Here is a 16,469-nt window from a genome sequence, read left to right as displayed (position 1 = left end):
CGTCAACGCCCTTCCTTGTTGAGGCGCGGATTGAACGCGTCGTTGAGGCCTTCGCCGATCAGGTTCAGCGCCAGCACCGAGAGCAGGATCGCGATGCCGGGGAACAGCGTGATCCACCAGGCCTGGCGGATCACGGTGCGGCCGGCGCCGACCATGTAGCCCCAGGACATCAGATTCGGATCGCCAAGGCCGAGAAAGGAGAGCGAGGATTCCAGGAGGATCGCGGTAGCGACCATCAGCGAGGCCAGCACGATGACCGGCGACAGCGCGTTGGGCAGGATCTCGCGCCAGATGATCCAGCTGTGGCTCTGTCCGGTGACGATCGCGGCCTGGACGTATTCGCGCGTCCGCAGCGACAGCACCTCGCCGCGCACCAAGCGGGCGACCGGCGGCCAGCTCACGATCGCGATCGCCAGCACGATCGAGACGATCGAGGGCTGCAGGATCGCGACCAGCACGATGGCGAGTGCGAAGCTCGGAACGGTCTGGAAGAATTCGGTGAAGCGCATCAGGGCGTCGCCGACCTTTCCGCCGAAATAGCCGGCGAGGGCGCCGACGGGAATCCCGACCGCGAGCGCGGCCATGGTCGAAACGAGGCCGACCAGCAGCGAGACGCGGGCGCCATAGATGATGCCGGCAAGCACGTCGCGGCCGAGCGCATCGGTGCCAAGCGGCAGGCCGGGCACCGTGAACGGCGGCAAGAACGGCCGCTGCACCATACGCCAGGGCGAGGTCGGAAACAGCAGCGGGCCGAAGATCGCGGTCGCAATCGCGAGCAGCAGGATCGTAAGGCCGATCACGCCGCCGGGGTTGCGCAGCATGGTGCGCCAGAACTTGCTCATGAGGCGAACTCGATGCGGGGATCGACCGCGCGGTAGATCAGGTCGGTGATCAGGTTGAAGGCCAGCACCATCGCCGAGCACACCACGAAGACGCCGAGCAGCAGATTGTAGTCTCGCTGCAGCAGCGCCTCGTACATCAACCGGCCGATGCCGGGCCAGGCGAACACGGTCTCGGTAAGCACGGCGCCGCCGACCAGCGTACCGGCCTGCAAGCCCGCCAGCGTCACCACCGGCAGCAATGCGTTGCGCAGCACATGGCGGCGCTGGATCACGGCGTCGCGCAGGCCCTTGGCGCGTGCGGTCTTGACGAAGTCATGCCGCTTCACCTCGAGCATCGAGGCGCGGGTCATGCGGGCGTAGGTGGCCATGAAGAACAGGCCCATCGTCGTCGCCGGCAAGATCAGATGGGCGCCGACGTCGAACACATGGGCGAGACCGGTGTAATTGGCGCCGACGGTCTCGTAGCCGAAGCTCGGCAGCCAATCCATCGCGACTGAAAACAGCAGGATCGCCATCAGCGCCACCCAGAACAGCGGCGTGGCGTAGAAAATCAGTGCCAGGATCGTGATTGCAGTATCGGCCCAGGTGCCAGCAAAGCGTGCGGCCAGCGTGCCGAGCAGGACGCCGAGCAGCAGCGAAATCACGAAGGCCGTGACGGTCAGCAGCAGCGTCGCCGGCAGCCGCTCGGCAATCAGCTTGGCGACCGGCATCTGCTGGCGGAACGAGAAGCCGAGGTCGAGCGTCACGATGCCCTTGACGTAGCGATAAAGCTGGACCGGCAGCGGCTGGTCGAGCCCGAACTTCTCGCGCAATTGCGTGACGAAAATCTTGTCGCTGGCGCCGGCCTCGCCCGCCATCACCATCGCCGGGTCGCCCGGCGCCATCCGGATCAGCATGAAATTGAAGACCACGATCGCGAGCAGCACGACGACGGCCTTGGCAAGTCTCTGGGCGATGAATGCGAGCATTGGTGAGGTCGGGTGCGTTCGAGGATTTGGCGGAAGCCGCGGCGCTGGATGACGCCGCGGCGGGAAGCGTCGTTACTTGTCGAGCCAGGCGTCGCGGAAGCCGTCGTTGACGCCGATCGCGGTCGTGATGAGGTTCTTGACGTTGCAGCGGGTGATGGTCGGGAACTGGAGCTCGAGCTGCCACGCCACCGGCACGTCGTCGGTCAGGATCTTCTGCGCCTTGAGATAGATCTCCTCGCGCTTGGAGTCGGGGAAGGCGGTGGCGCCGTCGGCGAACAGCTGATCGATCTCGGGGTTCGAATAGCCTTCGACGTTGTTGAACGGCGAGCCCTTGGAGATCTGGCTCGAGATGTAGTTGCGGCCTACGCCGAGCGCGGGATCGCCATACTGATAGAGATAGGTGAAAGCGATGTCGTAGTCCCAGTCGGCGACCTTCTGGTTCCAGCCGGGCACGTCGGTTGCGATCATCTCGACATTGACGCCGACGTCCTGCAGGTTCTGCTTCATCGCTTCGGCCCAGCGCTGCCAGGTTTCGCCATAGGGCAGCGGCAGCAGGCGGACCTTCTCACCATTGTAGCCGGCTTCCTTCAGCAACGCCTTGGCCTTGGCTGGGTCATAGTCGTAGGTGGTCACCTTGTCGGTGTAATATTTGATCGTGGAGGCCGACGGGCCGGTCGCAATCTTGGCGAGGCCGTTCCAGATCACGTCCTTGGCGAAGTTGCGGTCGATCGCATACATCAGCGCCTGGCGGAACTTCTTGTTCGCGGTCGGGCCCTGTCGGTTGTTCAGCCACAGCCAGGAGTGCGGGCTGAAGAATTCCCAGCCGGCGCCGGTGACGCAGACATTCTTCAGCTTGGTGAGACGCGGCACATCGAAATTCTCGACCGAGCCGCCGGGCAGCACGTCGACCTTGCCGGTCTCGAAGGCCACCGCGCGCGCGGCGGCGTCGGGGATCACGTGCCAGTAGATCTCGTCGAGATGGGGGAGGCCCTTGACGTAGTAGTTCGGATTCTTGACCAGGCGGATGAACGAGCCCTTCTGCCATTCCTTGAACATGAACGGGCCGGTACCGATCGGAGTGTTGTTCGCGGGGTTGGTCTTGTAGTCGGTGCCTTCGTAGATGTGCTTGGGGATCATCGGCAGCGAGCCGACTTCGAAGATGCCGAGGAACGGGCCGAACGGCTGCTTCAGCGTGAACACGACAGTGTAATCGTCGGGGGTCTCGACCCTGTCGAGCTGGGCGAGGTTGCCGCGGGCGCGCGGATGGGTCTGCTTGAGGAAGTCGATCGAGAACGCGACGTCGGCCGAGGTGAACGGCTTGTTGTCGTGCCAGGTGACGCCCTTGCGCAGCTTAAAGGTATAGATCTTGCCGTCTTCGCTGACGCTCCAGCTTTCGGCGAGACCTGGCAGCGGCTCGAGCTTGGGCGAATAGCGCAGCAGGCCTTCATAGATGTTGCCGGCCACCATCTGGGTCGGCCCGTTCTGCACCAGGCCGACCATCAGGCCCGGCGGCTCCGGCTGGATCACCGCGTTGATCACGCCGCCGGATTTCGGTTCCTCGGCAAATGCCGCGGTGCTCAGGGCACTCGCCACCAAAAGACTCAGAAACACTCGTTTCAACATGTCCAATCTCTCTTGCTGGAATGTCCCGGCGGCAGCTCCGGGCTACGGCTGGCAACTAGTTCACGAACTCCGGATCGGTGCGCGCGAGCATGCGTTTGAAGGCAGCCCACTCGGTGTCGGGCACGCCGTTGGTCTCGATGGCGTCGTAGAAGGTTGCGTATTGACCGGCGGTCTTGTGCGCGACCGCGTCCGACAGCGGCGCGATCTCGGCGCCGGCGGACTGGATCGCAAGCTGCGCGCGGCAGGAGCGCTCCAGATTGTGCATCAGCTTGAAGGCTTCCGAGACCGAACGGCCGCAGGTCAGCATGCCGTGATTGCGCAGCACCATCACGAACTTGTCGCCGAGGTCGGCGACCAGGCGCTCGCGTTCGTCGAGATCGAGCGCGATGCCTTCGTAATCGTGATAGGCGAGGCAGCCGGTGAACTGCATCGACCATTGATTGAGCGGCAGCAGTCCCTGCTTCTGGCAGGACACCGCGACGCCGGCCACCGTGTGGGTGTGCAGCACGCAGGCAACATCCGGCCGCGCCGCATGCACCGCGCTGTGGATGGTGAAGCCGGCCGGATTGATGCCGAGCCCGAGCGGATCGTCGATCACGACGCCGTCGAGATCGACGGTGACGAGATTCGAGGCCGTCACCTCCTCGAAGCGCAGGCCGTAGGGATTGATCAGGAAGCGGTCATGGCTGCCGGGCAGCCGCACCGAGATGTGGGTGTAGATGCTGTCATCGAGTCCGAGCCGGTGGATCAGCCGATAGGCCGCGGCGAGGTCGATGCGGAATTGCTGGTTCTGGTCCTTCACGGCGTCGGGCCGCACATGCGTCGTCATCGTTGCTGCTAGTCCCTGTCCGCGGGCCGTTTTTGTTGCGTCGCAATGCCCATGTCACTAAACTGTCGACAATCTAAGAATTGATCAAGTCTAAACTGTCGACAATCGGCGATTAAATAATGTACAAGGGTCGAAACGGACCCTTTTGATGCGCACGATTTCCCCTCCGGTCGGCTTGCCGGCCCTCAACGAGACGGACCTGGTCGGTCAGGTCGCCCGTCGTCTGACCGAAGCCATCGTGCAGGGGCGGCTGCCGCCCGGGTCAAAGGTGGTCGAAGCCGGAATCGCGCGCGAGCTGGGGGTGAGCCGGGCGCCGGTGCGCGAAGCGGCGCGGCTGCTCGAGCAGCAGGGCTTGCTGGTCGCCAATCCGCGCCGCGGCTTCTTCGTCCGGCAGTTCGCCGCCGACGATATCGACGAGATCTACGACCTGCGCCTCTGCGTCGAGCGTCACGCCGCGGTGCTCGCCGCGCGCAACCTGACAGCGGAGACGCGCGACATGCTGCGCCGGCAGATCGACGTGCTGCACGAGACCGCCGATCTCGACGATCCGGCGCGGCAAGTCGAGGAAGACTATCGCTTCCATCGTCTGATCTGCGAGATCGCCGGCAATCGGCGGATGCTGCGGCTGTTCGACGACCTCGCCTCCGAGCTGCGCATGGTGATCGGCCTGATCGGCCGCCTCTATGACGATCCGCACGAGATCGCGCGCACCCATGAACCGGTGCTCGCTGCGATCGAAGCCGGTCATCCCGAGCGCATCGTCGCGCATGTCGACTATCACATCGGTCATGCCTGGCGCGAAGTCGGACGGCTGGTGCGTGAGATTCCGGCGTGGCCAGTGGCGGCGAAATAGACGCACGTGATCTTGCTCAGGCGCGATGTCGCGCGATCCATCTCACTCATTCATCGAACAGGAGTGTCCCGTGAAGGCCGTCTACAGTGATCTGCACCGCAGCCATGATCCGCAGTTCTTCCTGGTCCGCGGTGTGGTCCAGCGCACCACCGAGCAGCCCGAGCGCGCCGACCGCCTGCTGGCGGGCCTGAAAGCCGGCAAGCACACGCTGATCGAGCCGACCAAGTTCGGGCAGGGGCCGCGGGCGCGCGTGCACAGTCCGGAATATCTGAGCTTTCTCGAAGGTGCGTGGGACGAATGGTCCGCGCTCGGCGATGCCGGGCCGGAAATGATCGCGAACATCCACCCGGTGCGCAACGCCGCCACCTATCCGACCCATATCGTGGGCAAGCTCGGCTGGCACACGGCGGACACCGCAGCGCCGATCGGCAAGGGCACCTGGGCCGGCGCCTGCGCCTCGAGCGACGTCGCGGTCACCGCGGCGCAGATGGTGCTCGACGGCGAGGATGCGGTTTATGCGCTGTGCCGTCCGCCGGGCCACCATGCCTATCGCGACATGGCCGGCGGCTTCTGCTTCCTCAACAACAGCGCGATCGCGGCCGAGCATCTGCGCCAGAAGCATGAGCGCGTCGCGATCCTCGATGTCGACGTGCATCACGGCAACGGCACGCAGGGCATCTTCTACGAGCGGCCGGATGTCTTCACCGTCTCGATCCACGCCGATCCGTCGTTCTTCTACCCGTTCGTCTGGGGCTATGCGCATGAGCGCGGCGCCGGACCCGGCCTCGGCGCCAATCTCAACATTCCCCTCGCCAAGGGCACCGGCGACGACGACTACATCAAGGCGCTCGCTCTGGCGGAGAAGGCGATCCGTTCCTTCGCGCCGACCGCGCTCGTGGTCGCGCTCGGTCTCGACGCCTCCGAGAAGGACCCGCTGGCGGGCCTCGCCGTCACCACCCACGGCTTCCGCCGGATCGGCGAGGCGCTCACCCGCTTCGGCCTGCCGACGGTGCTGGTGCAGGAAGGCGGCTATCTCTCCGACATCCTCGGCGCCAATCTGACGGCGGTGCTCGGCGGATTCGAGGCCGCGCGCTAATGCCATTGCGTTAAGGACGCGTCGCGCCATTCATATCGCGGGATGTTCGGTATCGTGCTTTTCATCCCATCGTTGGCGCCACATATTCCGCGCCGGTCCGGCGACTGCTGGTCGGCCAGCGTGTCGTGATTGAATCGATCCGATCAACTGGATGTTGCGCCTCGAGGGACAAGGCTTGCTGCCGGACGGCGAGAGATACTGGGCAAAGGGGCGAGTTTCGGCGCACTGCCAGGACGCCGAATTCCAAGCTGGTTGTCGCACTGGGAGATCTAGAAATATCTATCGAGTGCAAGTGTCGGCGGTTGCTCTTGGCTTGGTCTGTGACGTGGAGGGTGCAGGGCTTCACGTGGAGCTCTCAGTGTTCGGTCGCTTCGAGGAGCTACCCAATCTGTAGTCGCGGTGAAAATTGGCGTCCGGAGATTCGAGGCGCTCGCGGCTAATCCCGCCTTGCGGTGCAAGCTCTGACATTCAGGCAATGATTGCCGTTGGCGTGCGAAGGAATCCTGGGTCGCAGAGGTCGCCACCATTCAGTTAGGAAAGCGGCTGCGTCTCCGAGAACACATCAACGATCTTGTTGGTCATGCCGTTCACGATCAGCACCTGGTCCTTCATCTTCAGGTACAGGTAGTCACGCAGCTCGGGCATTTGCGAGAGAACCGGCGTCGGAAACGATTGGGCCTTAATTCCCTTTGGAATCTTGGCGCCAACAGCAGGAGTGAAGTCCTTGGCGGATTTGGTGGTCGCCAGCCGGAATTCCACCTCGTTGCGTTCGGTCAGCACGGCCTTGCGAATCTGCTCGCGCTGGGAGTTTGAGAGGCTGAGTTTCGGTAACGATGGATTCTGCGGCACCTTGGTGCCGTTGCTCAGTTCAACCGCGCCCTGCGCATTCTGTTGCGCCGACGAAAGCGTAGTGCCGCCAAGCATGATTGCCAATGCGGCGACAATGATGGGGCTCCTCATGGGCTTCATCCTTCTGCGGATGCTCTGCCCCTGGAAAGTAACGGAGAGATTTTTCCTCCGTTCCTGACGAGCCTTCACTGCATGAGCATTTCAACCCGTGATCCGCTCCGGTTCCAGATCGGGAACCAGCGAGCGCTCAGCTCAACATCGCGAGAGCTGTGAGGCGGTTCACACCGTGGTGCCGTGCTTGGCGCTAGTCAGAGCACTGCGGGATATCGCTGCGCGATATTTCTGGATTTCAAAGCGGAAGGTTTCGCATGAAGCTTCTGATCATTGTTTCTTTCACCGCTGCCGTTGGTCTGCTTGCCGCTCTGGCCGGCATCCCGCGATCACCCTCCGGCTTGACGACCGGGCGTGCCGGTGCAGCAAGCACATCGACATTGCATGACATGCAAAGCGCCCGCAGCATGGACAATTTGCCGGCCGAGGATTTCGAGGATCGGTCATTGGTGTTTCCGAGGGAAACCAAACGCTGATCGGAAACGACGCACAGCAAGCCTTATGGGCTCCAGAAAGCAGCTGGGACGGACTGATCGCCCGCCAGCAGACCAAGCGATTGCAGTGCGCCTCGATGCGCGTCTATTTCCAGAATGGCGAGGAGAAGCGCCAGCAAGATCGCGGTAAAGATGAGCTCCGGCGATGCTTTGGCGGGCACACCCTCACGGTGTGGCGAGATCGCATTGCGAAGCAATCGCCATAGAGAGATGAGATGCAGATACGTTTTTTGTCGTATTTGCATGACGTCATCCTTGACGCGTCACGGCTCAGCATAGGATCAGGCTATATCCGGTTCAAGCTGGCAATGACTGTTGCGGCATTGAGTAGCAGGTGCATGTTGCGTCCTGCGATGCAGCATTGAACCGGGCAACTGCCGCCAACGTTGACGAGAGTGGCGAGTGCAAATGGCCCATGGAGCCGCCACGAGTCTGAGCATGACCGCCGCTCTGCTGGCGCTTGTTGCTGCGTCGGCGCAGGCGCAATTGGCAGGTCATGGCGGGCCGGTGCGGGCAATTTCGATCTCCGACGATGGCAACAGCCTGCTGTCGGGCAGCTTCGACACCGCCGCAATCCGATGGTCGCTCAAGACAGAATCCGCCGAGCAGGTCCTGCGCTTCCATTCGGATGCGGTGAACGCGGTTGCCTTCCTGAAGGATGGGCGAATGGTGACCGCCGGAGCGGATGCGAAGGTCGCGATTTGGACGCCCGGCAGGCAGCAGCCGGACCAGGTTTTCGAGGGCCACACCGCGCCGATCGTTTCACTCGCCGTCTCGCCGGACGGCGCAAGACTGGCTTCCGCCTCCTGGGACCATACGGTTCGCGTCTGGTCACTGGGCGATGGCGCGCAGCAGGTGCTGGAAGGGCATTCGCAGCAGGTCAACGGCGTCGCATTCACACCCGATGGAAGATCTCTGGTGAGCGTCGGATACGATCGTGAGCTGAGGATCTGGCCATTGGCGGGCGGCACTCCAAACGTCGTTGCGCTGGGACCACCTCTTAACGCCGTGGCAGTCACGCCTGACGGCGAGATCGTTGCGGGTGGTGCCGATGGGAAGCTGCGCTTTCTGACGATGGAGGGCCACGAGAGCGGCGAAGTGCAAGCTGGGCAGAGGCCTATTGTCGCGCTGGCAATCTCTCCGGACGGCACGTCGGTGGCGGCTGCGGGAATTGGCGGCAGCGTTGCCTTGATTGATCGCAAAGCGCGGACCATCGCGCAAACGCTGGCCGATTCCGGTTCGCCCGTATGGTCGGTCGCGTTCTTGCCGGACAGCGCGACATTGCTGACCGGTGGCGCCGACGGCAAGGTCTGGCGTTGGAACGCGCGGACCGGAGCTGCCGTCGGCCCGTCGCAAGCCGCGCCGAGCGATCCGCTTGCCGCCTATACCGGAGATCACGGCGCCGAGGTGTTTAGGGCGTGCGTTGCCTGTCACACTCTGTCGGAGAAGGACGCGCAACGGGCTGGCCCCACGCTTGCGGGCCTCTATGGGCGCAGGATTGCGTCGTTGCCGGGCTATCGCTTCTCGGACCCTCTCAAGAGCATGAACCTCGTATGGACGCCCGAGACGGTGTCGAAATTGTTCGAACTCGGTCCGAACACCTATACGCCCGGCACAAAAATGCCGGAGCAGCGGATTGGATCTGCGGAGGATCGCAAGGCGCTAACCGATTTTCTCGGGCGCGCGACATCGAAATGACGCACCTTGGTGAAGGTCTAATACCCGGGCCATTGCTCGACCGGGAGATCCGTTAGATTCGGACGGTTCTTGAGCATGGCGGAGACGTCCATGTTGGGATGGTCCTTCATTGCCTCCGTGACGCAATTGTTGACGTATTTCCGGCGTGAGAGCCACTTGATCTTCTTGCCCTTCGCTTCCGCCTTGCAGGCCACGATCGCCCGCTTGAGGACGGCCTTGTCGGCCTTTGATACGGCAGCCTCGGCCGGCACAGCCTGCATTGCAATGGTACCAACAAACAACGCGGTCACGAAGAATCTTGCGTTCGTACAACGAAACATAACGCACTCCCCATTGTTGCTAATCGATTGATTACTTGTTCGTGATCTCCGGCTAATCCTTGTTTTCTCGCTGGCGCAAATAATCATCCGTCGTCCGGGGCGGAGCGCGTTCCGGAATGTCGTTGAACGGATCGAACTGCTGCTCGCTCATGACGACGACGCGGCAGTCGGCGCACATCCTGACCACGTCCAGCCGCTTGTCGCCCGCGGGATACATCCAGTGCCGGCCCTCGAGCTTCGCCGCGATCTTCTCGATCGTGCTCTTCACGCCGAAGGGCGTGCCGCACCGGATGCAAAGCGCTGGCTCTTCTTCCCTGATGATGCGGGCTGGAGCGGTGGCGGCGCGGAAGTCGATCTGCGGCTTCAAGGTGATGACCTTTTCCGGGCAGGTGCTCTGGCACAATCCGCACTGCACGCATGCATCTTCGACGAATTTGAGCACGGGACGCTCGGGATCGTCGCGGAGGGCGCCGGTGGGGCAGGCCGAAACGCAGGCGAGGCACAGGGTGCAGCCGTCCACGTTGACACTGATCGCTCCGAGCGGCGCGCCTTCCGGCAAAGCAATCACGTCAGTCGGTGCAGGCGCAACGCGGTGCAACTCGCGAAGAGCGAAACGAAGCAGGTCGCGCCGCTTGCCTACCGTCTTGAAGGTTGCGGGAGTCTCTGCGGCCGGCGCGGGCTCGATGGCCCGCAGCACGTCTCCCAGCACATCAGGATCATCCGTTTCGATCGTTGAGACACGTTGGCCGGAAAATCCAAGCCCGACAACAATCGCATCAGCCATTGCTATGGTTCGGCGAAGACCGGCGACGTCGTGACGCGGTTTGGCCCGTAGCAGGAACCGGATTGCCGCCGTGCCATAGGCAAAGCAGGCTGCAATCGCTTCGAGGCCGACCTGCGTCACCTCGTTGACGGTGAACGGCAGCACGTTGGCAGGAAGCCCGTCGCCGTGGCGGGCGAGAGCATCGATCAGCGCAGTGCCTTGTTGGCCATCGTGAAACAGCATAACCGCATTCGAGCCGCCGGCTTCACGATAGGTCAGCAGCGTCGCGCGCAATTTGTGAAGCAGGGCGTCGGCCGGCGGCAAGGCATAGGTCGCTGCGCCCGTCGGACAGGCCGCGGCGCACTGCCCGCAACCGGCGCAGACCTCCGCATTGATCCTGACATGATCGCCATCCGGGCTGATCGCTCCGGTCGGGCAGAGATCGAGGCATCGATGGCAACCCGTCAATTTCGAGCGCGAATGGACGCAAATCTCGGGGGTGAAATTGACGTATTTGGGCTTGTCGAAGCTGCCGACGAGGTCGCGCGCCCTCAGCACGGCACGCAGCATCGCAGCCGGATCTCGCGGGTCGGCGCGGAGATAGCCGTCGCGCAGCTCATGGGCGGAGAAAAGCGGCGTTCCGCCGGAGAGATCAAGGACGATGTCGCAGCGCGATGTCAGGTCGTTGCGCGGAGCTTCGAAGACGAGCGCGTTGCGCGAGGAGGGGCGCGGGGCCGCATAGTCGTCGACCGTCAGCTCGAACGCTCCCAGATAGCCCCGGGCGTTGCGGATCGTTCCCTTGACGATAGGGAACAACGTCGTTGCCGGCGGCATGATTTGCGCTGGCCCTGCGATCATGACCGTCACGTCGAGATGCTCGGCAAGCAGTCGGCCAGCTTCAATCGCCACCTCGTCGCGGCCGTAGATCAGGACCACCCCTCCGCTCGACAGGGTGACAAACGGAAAATCCGGCATAGCCTCCGACGCCGCTGCAAGCAGAGCTGCCATTTTTGGGCCCGCCTTCGCACCCTCGGCCGACCAGCCGGCCGTCTCCCGAAGGTTGACGAATTCCATCGCCCCGGCACGCTCCTTCACTTCCTCGGTAAACAGCGCCGCCTCCTGGGTGCAGCCGACGATGAGTGGTCCATCCGCCTTCGCCGCGTTGCGAAAATCATCGAGCTCAGCGCGGCAGAGCTGACGGAATCCGGCGATTTCGCTTTTGCGGCATCCACGCCTGATCGCGCCCGTGTCGAGACGCATCGTGTCCTCGCACGAGCAGATCAGGATTGCTTTTGGCGGTTCGGACATGCGCAGCCGCTTACCTCACCGAGAGGCAGGGAACGATCGCGAGCAGACTCGCGTCAATCCTTCTGCTCGATTAAGTTATTCTCACGAGAAAGGAAAAGGAAGCTGGAGGTCCGATTGACACCGACAGCCCCCATGCGCTCTGCGGTTTCGGAGCCCATCAATCTGCCTCCGCCATTCACGCTGGTGAGGCTGCGCGAAAGTCGTGACGCCTTTGCCCACGCAATCGATATCGCAAAGGCGAGTGGGGCAGGTACACTGACCTATGTGGGGCGGTTCGATCTTGCCGAGTTCGCCGTCGTGCTCGAACCGAGCGAGCCATTGCACACCGCGCGCCGCGCCTTCTACGCGGGGATGGTGGCGCTGACCGATGCCTTGCGTGGCTACGCACCGCCGAACAAGGCGATCGCGATCGAATGGCCCGACACGGTCCGTGTCGACGGTGGCCTTGTTGGCGGCGGACGGCTCGGCTGGCCGGCATCAGCGAAGGAGGACACGCCTCCGCGCTGGCTGGTGTTCGGCGCCATGATCCGGACTGTTGCGATGACCGACACGGACGCTGGCCTGTATCCGCTCGCTACCGCGCTGGATCAGGAGGGGTTCGGCGAGACCGGCGCGGTTCAGGTCACGGAAAGCTTTGCGCGGCATCTGATGCGCGCGCTGGACGGCTGGCAAACCGATGGATTCGACGGTATCGCACGCGAATTCCTGGGTCGGCTGTCGCGTGAGCCGCAGGTCGCGCATGCGATAGCTGACAATGGCGACCTCATCACGCGCCGGATCGGGTCAGAAGTGACCGTGCGGCAGGACCTGAGAAAAGGCTTGCTGTCGCCCTCATGGCTCGATCCAAACCTTGGAGGGCCGCGTCTGTGAAACTCTTGCGCACCATCGCGCTCGATCCGTCCGACAGGTTCGTATTCGACGTGGCCGCGGAGCCGGGAGATTGGGCGGTTTCAGGCGCGTTCCGCTTTTGCGATCAGGATCCCGCGAAGCTCGGCGGCAAGGCCCGTTCAGCGTTTCGCAGCGGCTTTCTTGGCGTGCAGTCCTGGGGCTGGTCGACGCTGGCGCAAATCGTCCCTGCGACAGAGGACGACCGCCGCGCGTTGGTGGAGCTTCTTGCAAAACAGTTGGTAGAACAGTTCGGCGCGCCGGATCTTGCTGCTGCGCACCTTGCCGCGGCCGAAGAGGTCGCCTTTGCGCAGTCGCTCTGCACCCATCCCGTCAGCACGCTGATCGCCGTCCACCGCTCGGCAAACGATGGCGAGGTGCGCGAGTCATTCCGCAGGCTGCAACTGCGGGAGGGGCAGCGTCACGGCAATGCGTTCTCGTTCATGGAAGTCGAGGATGACATCGAGCCGGACAGCGATCTCGATCTTGCGGATATCAGCGCGGAGCCGTCACGGCGATGAGGGACTTCTGGATCGCTTGCGGCCATCACTTGCTCGATCGAGATGCGGGCGGCAGGCTCGTGGCGACCGAACAGTTGCTGAAGGCCTATTTCGCTCGTCCCGAGTTGATGCCGCCGGGCGATGCCTGCGAGATCGAACGCAGGCTGCATCGGGAGCTGCTCGCCGATCCGCGTCGGGCGGTTGCCGGGGAAGAGGTTGCCGCGATCGTCGATGCGGATGCCCGGGAGAATTGGCGCTTCGTGCTGGCGTTCCGCGACCTCTTGCTGCGCGAACCCACGTTGGAGGCGGCCTATCTTGCGCTCGCTCGGTCAGGATCAATCAACCTGCCACCCCTGTTCCTGAACCAGCTCGTGCACGTCATCCTGCGCAACGCACTCGATGGCTGCGAGGATCCGTTCGTGCTGCGCGCGGCCGAATTGCTCTTCAGGTCTCAGCGCATTATTCCGCACGAGCATTCGTTGCTGCTGGCTGACGAGGAAGTCACCAGCGGACCAAGTCCCACGCCGGTGTTGTCGCTGATCTCCATGTTGGGGGGCGCGACCGGAGCGGGGGTCGACGTCCTGGGCGATGCGAATGCCGACAGCTACTGGCATCGCAGCGATCAGTTCGATCTTGCGCTCGATTTCAGCAACGGAACGCGAGGGCCGGCTGCCCTGGCGGACGTCATGAAACTCTGGATTTCTCATTTGCTCGGGGTCGACGTCGCAATTGAGCCGCTCACCGCCCTGCGCGATGCGAAGTTCGCCTGGTATGTCGGGCTCGATACCGAAGCCACAGGGATCGGCGACCGGCTGTGGCATGGCGAGACGCTCGACGACCGAACGATGGCACGCGTGCTGGCGTTGTTCCGGGTGACTTTCGCCGATGCACATCTGGTCGTCGACGCCGTCGGGCGCGAGGGCGTCTATCTGATACTGGCAATGAGCCCCGATCAGCTTGTGCGGATGAAACCGCAAAATCTGTTGACGGGGCTGCCGATCAAGCACCTGGAGGCCATGACGTGAGTTCCGCCGCCCTGCCGTTGTTGCGCATTCCGCTCGGCGTCGTGGTTGAGCGGGTAAGCGCGCAATCCCCGTGGACGGATTTCGTCTGGCGTGGCACGGGCGTGTTGCCAGATGAGCCTGACATGACGCCGTGGACCGTCCTACGGGAGCAGGGGGGAACGACGCTGTTTTATGCCGGGAGCGCGATAGTCGATCTCTATCGTTCAGAAGCCGCGCGCTACCGCGACAATCTCGCCAGCGGTGATCCCAGTGTCTGGATTATACTGACTCCTTCCGAGGGCGCCTGGCCCTATGTCGTTTCGGCGGTCACCGCGGATCCCGCGGAAGGGGAGGCATTCACCGAAGCCGGTGCCAATCTGGTCGAGGCGGTGCCGATGCCGGAGGTGCTACGTCAGGCGATTGAAAATTTCATCACGCAGCACCACGTCGAGACGGAGTTCGTCAAGCGCGAGCGGCGACGCGCCGATCCGGAGGCGCTTGCGCGGCGTCACCACGAAGGTGGGCACGAATGAGTGACGAGCATTTCCTGGCGCGCTGGTCGCGTCGCAAGCAGGAGGCGAAGCCCGATCACGTCGAACCGGCGCCGGAACAAGTGGTCGAGGCGCACGCGCCGGCGCCGGCAGACCCTGCGCCGGCGGTGCCGGCTCTCCCCCAGCCGGATCTTTCGACCTTGCCTCCCATTGAATCGATTGATGCCGCCACTGACATCACGGCCTTCCTGCGCAAGGGCATTCCGCAGGAGTTGAGCCGGGCGGCGCTTCGTCGTGCCTGGAGTGCCGATCCCGCCATCCGCGATTTCGTCGGGTTGGCGGAGAACGCCTGGGACTTCAACGACCCGAACGCCATGGCGGGTTTCGGCCCATTAGACTATTCGGCCGAGCAGGTTGGCGCGCTTGTCCGTCGCATCGTCGGGGATGTGGCAGAGGCTGCCAAAAGCCTCGCCAACCCGCAAACGGAGGCCGCCGAAGCGGGAGCGCAATCGGCTCATCTGCCGCCCGATCTTGCGCCGTCATCCAACCCGGTGAAGACAGTCTCGGATCCTCATCGGCTCGGGGACCGCGCGGTGAAGGAATTGCCGCCGGATTCTGCTGCACCGCAACCGGTTGCTGCGAGCGATGAGGCTGCCGTTCCGCGCCGCACACATGGCGGGGCGCTGCCCCGGTAGGCTGCGACTAAATGCGATAGCCTCAAGCTATGGCTGTTGATTGACCGCTTCGCGGCGCGCGCCGTAATCTTTCGTCCGCAAACGCAATTGGCCCCTGGGATAGGAGGTCGGCGTGCGCGATGTGGGACTTGAACGGGCAATTGATGCGGCGGGCGGCGTGGCCGAGCTTGCCCGTAAGATCGGTATTGCCCAGCCTTCAGTGTCGAATTGGAACAGGGTGCCTGCGCAACGCGTGATCGCGGTCGAGGCCGTAACGGGCGTCCCGCGCAAGCTGCTTCGCCCCGATCTCTACAGCGAGCCTGTCGTGGTGGGCGACGCGGTTGATCCGATCGATGCCGCGCGCGCCCGGGAATATGCGCTGCTTGCAAACTTGCTTTGGTCCGCGCCGTCGGCAGCATTGCTTGAGCAGATCGCGCAGCTGAAGGGCGATGCGACCCCGCTGGGGCGCGCCCATGCAGCTCTTGCCGACGCTGCATCGGCCGCCGTCGTGTCCGAGGTCGAGCACGAATATTTCGATCTGTTCGTCGGTCTCGGCCGTGGCGAGTTGCTGCCTTACGCATCCTATTACCTGACCGGCTTTCTCAACGAACGTCCGTTGTCGCGCCTGCGCGACGATCTGGCTCTGCTCGGTATCGAGAGGGTGGAGAACAATTTCGAGCCCGAGGATCACGCGGGGACGTTGTGCGAGATCATGGCGGAGCTTGCGGCGGCAGGCCCTTCGCCATCGCCGGACGCACAACGCGTTTTCTTCGAGAAGCACGTCTCGCTCTGGATGGGACGCTTGTTCGCCGACATGGAGAAGGCGGAAAACGCCGGATTCTACCGATCGGTCGGGACACTCGGACGGGTCTTTCTGGAAATAGAAGCCGAAGCTTTCACGTTCGCCAACTGACCGGCTCCGCTGGTCCAGGAGTAATGCGATGAGAGACGAGAGGAAAACGACAGCCGGCCGCCGCGACTTTCTTCGCAAGGCCGGAATCGGCGCCATCGGCGCGGGAGCGACACTGGCGACACCCCTGATTGCGCCCGCACAAGCCGACAGCGAGACCGACGATGAGAAACGCAAGGCGCGCTACAAGGAAACCGACCACGTGAAGGCCTATTACCGCGTCAATCGCTATCCTGGCTGAGGAGGCGGCC

19 protein-coding genes are annotated in these 16,469 nt (G+C 63.4%); 11 read left to right on the top strand and 8 right to left on the bottom strand.

From position 1 onward, the window contains the following. Positions 1-2 precede the first annotated feature (2 nt). The 4 genes from QMZ05_RS03920 to QMZ05_RS03905 form a co-directional block, all read right to left on the bottom strand. Positions 3-842: an ABC transporter permease gene (locus QMZ05_RS03920; protein WP_353699577.1), complete on the bottom strand. Its 840-nt coding sequence runs from the start codon at positions 840-842 to the stop codon at positions 3-5. Further along, on the bottom strand, positions 839-1,810 hold the full coding sequence (locus QMZ05_RS03915; protein WP_353699576.1) for an ABC transporter permease: 972 nt from the start codon (positions 1,808-1,810) through the stop codon (positions 839-841). The genes QMZ05_RS03920 and QMZ05_RS03915 overlap by 4 nt, the downstream gene beginning before the upstream one ends. A gap of 72 nt (positions 1,811-1,882) precedes the next feature. Further along, entirely contained in the window at positions 1,883-3,433 is a 1,551-nt protein-coding gene (locus tag QMZ05_RS03910) for an ABC transporter substrate-binding protein (RefSeq protein ID WP_353699575.1), read from the bottom strand. 55 nt (positions 3,434-3,488) lie between these two features. Further along, on the bottom strand, positions 3,489-4,262 hold the full coding sequence (locus QMZ05_RS03905; protein ID WP_353699574.1) for a class II aldolase/adducin family protein: 774 nt from the start codon (positions 4,260-4,262) through the stop codon (positions 3,489-3,491). Between the two features lie 148 nt (positions 4,263-4,410). Between QMZ05_RS03905 and QMZ05_RS03900 the strand changes: the two genes are divergently transcribed. Beyond that, a complete protein-coding gene (locus QMZ05_RS03900) occupies positions 4,411-5,115 on the top strand; it encodes a GntR family transcriptional regulator (protein WP_353699573.1) in 705 nt (234 codons plus the stop codon). 70 nt (positions 5,116-5,185) lie between these two features. Next, positions 5,186-6,211 carry a histone deacetylase family protein gene (locus tag QMZ05_RS03895; RefSeq protein WP_353699572.1) on the top strand — a complete coding sequence of 342 codons (1,026 nt, stop codon included), beginning with the start codon at positions 5,186-5,188 and terminating at the stop codon, positions 6,209-6,211. A 531-nt stretch (positions 6,212-6,742) separates the two neighbouring features. On the opposite strand, the gene QMZ05_RS03890 is transcribed toward QMZ05_RS03895, so the two are convergent. Then, complete coding sequence (locus tag QMZ05_RS03890) at positions 6,743-7,171, bottom strand: hypothetical protein (protein WP_353699571.1); 429 nt, start codon at positions 7,169-7,171, stop codon at positions 6,743-6,745. 257 nt (positions 7,172-7,428) lie between these two features. On the opposite strand from QMZ05_RS03890, the gene QMZ05_RS03885 reads away from it, so the two are divergent. After that, positions 7,429-7,647, top strand: a complete 219-nt coding sequence (locus QMZ05_RS03885) for a hypothetical protein (RefSeq protein ID WP_353699570.1) — start codon at positions 7,429-7,431, stop codon at positions 7,645-7,647. A gap of 23 nt (positions 7,648-7,670) precedes the next feature. Here QMZ05_RS03885 and QMZ05_RS03880 read toward each other — a convergent pair whose 3' ends face one another. Beyond that, positions 7,671-7,910 (bottom strand): hypothetical protein, encoded by a 240-nt coding sequence (locus QMZ05_RS03880; protein WP_353699569.1) that lies wholly within the window; start codon positions 7,908-7,910, stop codon positions 7,671-7,673. Positions 7,911-8,103: 193 nt separating this feature from the next. Here QMZ05_RS03880 and QMZ05_RS03875 point away from each other — a divergent pair, with 193 nt between their 5' ends. Then, entirely contained in the window at positions 8,104-9,363 is a 1,260-nt protein-coding gene (locus QMZ05_RS03875) for a c-type cytochrome (protein WP_353699568.1), read from the top strand. A gap of 17 nt (positions 9,364-9,380) precedes the next feature. On the opposite strand, the gene QMZ05_RS03870 is transcribed toward QMZ05_RS03875, so the two are convergent. Together QMZ05_RS03870 and QMZ05_RS03865 are read right to left on the bottom strand one after the other, a co-directional pair. After that, positions 9,381-9,653 carry a hypothetical protein gene (locus QMZ05_RS03870; RefSeq protein ID WP_353699567.1) on the bottom strand — a complete coding sequence of 91 codons (273 nt, stop codon included), beginning with the start codon at positions 9,651-9,653 and terminating at the stop codon, positions 9,381-9,383. 82 nt (positions 9,654-9,735) lie between these two features. Further along, a complete protein-coding gene (locus QMZ05_RS03865) occupies positions 9,736-11,706 on the bottom strand; it encodes a 4Fe-4S binding protein (RefSeq protein ID WP_353699635.1) in 1,971 nt (656 codons plus the stop codon). 180 nt (positions 11,707-11,886) lie between these two features. On the opposite strand from QMZ05_RS03865, the gene QMZ05_RS03860 reads away from it, so the two are divergent. From QMZ05_RS03860 to QMZ05_RS03830, 7 genes are all read left to right on the top strand, one after another. Continuing rightward, positions 11,887-12,624, top strand: a complete 738-nt coding sequence (locus tag QMZ05_RS03860; RefSeq protein ID WP_353699566.1) for a biotin/lipoate--protein ligase family protein — start codon at positions 11,887-11,889, stop codon at positions 12,622-12,624. Then, the gene (locus QMZ05_RS03855; RefSeq protein ID WP_353699565.1) at positions 12,621-13,160 is read left to right on the top strand and encodes a DUF6505 family protein; all 540 of its coding nucleotides are present in this window, start codon (positions 12,621-12,623) and stop codon (positions 13,158-13,160) included. Before QMZ05_RS03860 ends, QMZ05_RS03855 begins: the two co-directional genes overlap by 4 nt. Next, positions 13,157-14,164, top strand: a complete 1,008-nt coding sequence (locus tag QMZ05_RS03850; protein ID WP_353699564.1) for a DUF6352 family protein — start codon at positions 13,157-13,159, stop codon at positions 14,162-14,164. Before QMZ05_RS03855 ends, QMZ05_RS03850 begins: the two co-directional genes overlap by 4 nt. Next, entirely contained in the window at positions 14,161-14,676 is a 516-nt protein-coding gene (locus QMZ05_RS03845) for a DUF3305 domain-containing protein (protein ID WP_353699563.1), read from the top strand. Before QMZ05_RS03850 ends, QMZ05_RS03845 begins: the two co-directional genes overlap by 4 nt. Continuing rightward, positions 14,673-15,329: a DUF3306 domain-containing protein gene (locus QMZ05_RS03840; RefSeq protein WP_353699562.1), complete on the top strand. Its 657-nt coding sequence runs from the start codon at positions 14,673-14,675 to the stop codon at positions 15,327-15,329. Before QMZ05_RS03845 ends, QMZ05_RS03840 begins: the two co-directional genes overlap by 4 nt. A gap of 112 nt (positions 15,330-15,441) precedes the next feature. Then, positions 15,442-16,221 carry a molecular chaperone TorD family protein gene (locus QMZ05_RS03835; protein ID WP_353699561.1) on the top strand — a complete coding sequence of 260 codons (780 nt, stop codon included), beginning with the start codon at positions 15,442-15,444 and terminating at the stop codon, positions 16,219-16,221. 28 nt (positions 16,222-16,249) lie between these two features. Continuing rightward, positions 16,250-16,459 carry a twin-arginine translocation signal domain-containing protein gene (locus QMZ05_RS03830; RefSeq protein ID WP_074128267.1) on the top strand — a complete coding sequence of 70 codons (210 nt, stop codon included), beginning with the start codon at positions 16,250-16,252 and terminating at the stop codon, positions 16,457-16,459. Positions 16,460-16,469 lie beyond the last annotated feature (10 nt).

Source organism: Bradyrhizobium sp. INPA03-11B (genome assembly GCF_040446015.1).
Taxonomy (GTDB): Bacteria; Pseudomonadota; Alphaproteobacteria; order Rhizobiales; family Xanthobacteraceae; genus Bradyrhizobium; species Bradyrhizobium macuxiense_A.
This window is presented reverse-complemented; position numbering and strand designations above follow the sequence as displayed.

Excerpts from the sequence above, each read along its gene's own strand:
- QMZ05_RS03920 (WP_353699577.1), bottom strand. The coding sequence starts at position 842 with ATGAGCAAGTTCTGGCGCACCATGCTGCGCAACCCCGGCGGCGTGATC.
- QMZ05_RS03915 (WP_353699576.1), bottom strand. The coding sequence starts at position 1,810 with ATGCTCGCATTCATCGCCCAGAGACTTGCCAAGGCCGTCGTCGTGCTG.
- QMZ05_RS03910 (WP_353699575.1), bottom strand. The coding sequence starts at position 3,433 with ATGTTGAAACGAGTGTTTCTGAGTCTTTTGGTGGCGAGTGCCCTGAGC.
- QMZ05_RS03905 (WP_353699574.1), bottom strand. The coding sequence starts at position 4,262 with ATGACGACGCATGTGCGGCCCGACGCCGTGAAGGACCAGAACCAGCAA.
- QMZ05_RS03900 (WP_353699573.1), top strand. The coding sequence starts at position 4,411 with ATGCGCACGATTTCCCCTCCGGTCGGCTTGCCGGCCCTCAACGAGACG.
- QMZ05_RS03890 (WP_353699571.1), bottom strand. The coding sequence starts at position 7,171 with ATGAGGAGCCCCATCATTGTCGCCGCATTGGCAATCATGCTTGGCGGC.
- QMZ05_RS03885 (WP_353699570.1), top strand. The coding sequence starts at position 7,429 with ATGAAGCTTCTGATCATTGTTTCTTTCACCGCTGCCGTTGGTCTGCTT.
- QMZ05_RS03880 (WP_353699569.1), bottom strand. The coding sequence starts at position 7,910 with ATGCAAATACGACAAAAAACGTATCTGCATCTCATCTCTCTATGGCGA.
- QMZ05_RS03875 (WP_353699568.1), top strand. The coding sequence starts at position 8,104 with ATGACCGCCGCTCTGCTGGCGCTTGTTGCTGCGTCGGCGCAGGCGCAA.
- QMZ05_RS03865 (WP_353699635.1), bottom strand. The coding sequence starts at position 11,706 with ATGCGTCTCGACACGGGCGCGATCAGGCGTGGATGCCGCAAAAGCGAA.
- QMZ05_RS03860 (WP_353699566.1), top strand. The coding sequence starts at position 11,887 with ATGCGCTCTGCGGTTTCGGAGCCCATCAATCTGCCTCCGCCATTCACG.
- QMZ05_RS03850 (WP_353699564.1), top strand. The coding sequence starts at position 13,157 with ATGAGGGACTTCTGGATCGCTTGCGGCCATCACTTGCTCGATCGAGAT.
- QMZ05_RS03840 (WP_353699562.1), top strand. The coding sequence starts at position 14,673 with ATGAGTGACGAGCATTTCCTGGCGCGCTGGTCGCGTCGCAAGCAGGAG.
- QMZ05_RS03830 (WP_074128267.1), top strand. The coding sequence starts at position 16,250 with ATGAGAGACGAGAGGAAAACGACAGCCGGCCGCCGCGACTTTCTTCGC.